Origin of the sequence: Halobacillus andaensis, from assembly GCF_014636475.1 — a bacterium.
Lineage (GTDB): Bacteria > Bacillota > Bacilli > Bacillales > Halobacillaceae > Halobacillus_A > Halobacillus_A andaensis.
On sequence record NZ_BMEL01000013.1, the window covers coordinates 1 to 1,151 of the forward strand.

1 rRNA gene is annotated in these 1,151 nt (G+C 55.4%); it reads right to left on the reverse strand.

The features are described 5' to 3' along the window. Nucleotides 1-1,099, reverse strand: a 16S ribosomal RNA gene (locus IEV27_RS19785); the annotation flags it as partial. Nucleotides 1,100-1,151: the final 52 nt, after the last annotated feature.

Sequence of the window (1,151 nt, forward strand, 5' to 3'; positions counted from 1 at the left end):
CACGAGCTGACGACAACCATGCACCACCTGTCACTTGGTCCCCGAAGGGAAAACCCTATCTCTAGGGTGGTCCAAGGATGTCAAGACCTGGTAAGGTTCTTCGCGTTGCTTCGAATTAAACCACATGCTCCACCGCTTGTGCGGGCCCCCGTCAATTCCTTTGAGTTTCAGCCTTGCGGCCGTACTCCCCAGGCGGAGTGCTTAATGCGTTAACTTCAGCACTAAGGGGTGGAAGCCCCCTAACACCTAGCACTCATCGTTTACGGCGTGGACTACCAGGGTATCTAATCCTGTTTGCTACCCACGCTTTCGCACCTCAGCGTCAGAAACAGACCAGAGAGTCGCCTTCGCCACTGGTGTTCCTCCACATATCTACGCATTTCACCGCTACACGTGGAATTCCACTCTCCTCTTCTGTCCTCAAGTTCCCCAGTTTCCAATGACCCTCCACGGTTGAGCCGTGGGCTTTCACATCAGACTTAAGGAACCGCCTGCGCGCGCTTTACGCCCAATAATTCCGGACAACGCTTGCCCCCTACGTATTACCGCGGCTGCTGGCACGTAGTTAGCCGGGGCTTCCTCGTTAGGTACCGTCAAGGTGCCGCTCTATTCGCACGGCACTTGTTCTTCCCTAACAACAGAACTTTACGATCCGAAGACCTTCATCGTTCACGCGGCGTTGCTCCGTCAGACTTTCGTCCATTGCGGAAGATTCCCTACTGCTGCCTCCCGTAGGAGTCTGGGCCGTGTCTCAGTCCCAGTGTGGCCGATCACCCTCTCAGGTCGGCTACGCATCGTCGCCTTGGTGAGCCGTTACCTCACCAACTAGCTAATGCGCCGCGGGCCCATCTGTAAGTGATAGCGAGAAGCCATCTTTTAACCCTCCCTCATGCGAGGGAAGGTGTTACCCGGCATTAGCCCCGGTTTCCCGGGGTTATTCCGGTCTTACAGGCAGGTTGCCCACGTGTTACTCACCCGTCCGCCGCTCATTCCACAAGCGTCACCCCCGAAGGGGATCAGCTTGCTTCCTGCGCTCGACTTGCATGTATTAGGCACGCCGCCAGCGTTCGTCCTGAGCCAGGATCAAACTCTCCATAAAAGTTGAGAATGATAATGCTCATTTGCACACCGAATGTGCTTGTTTTACTTCC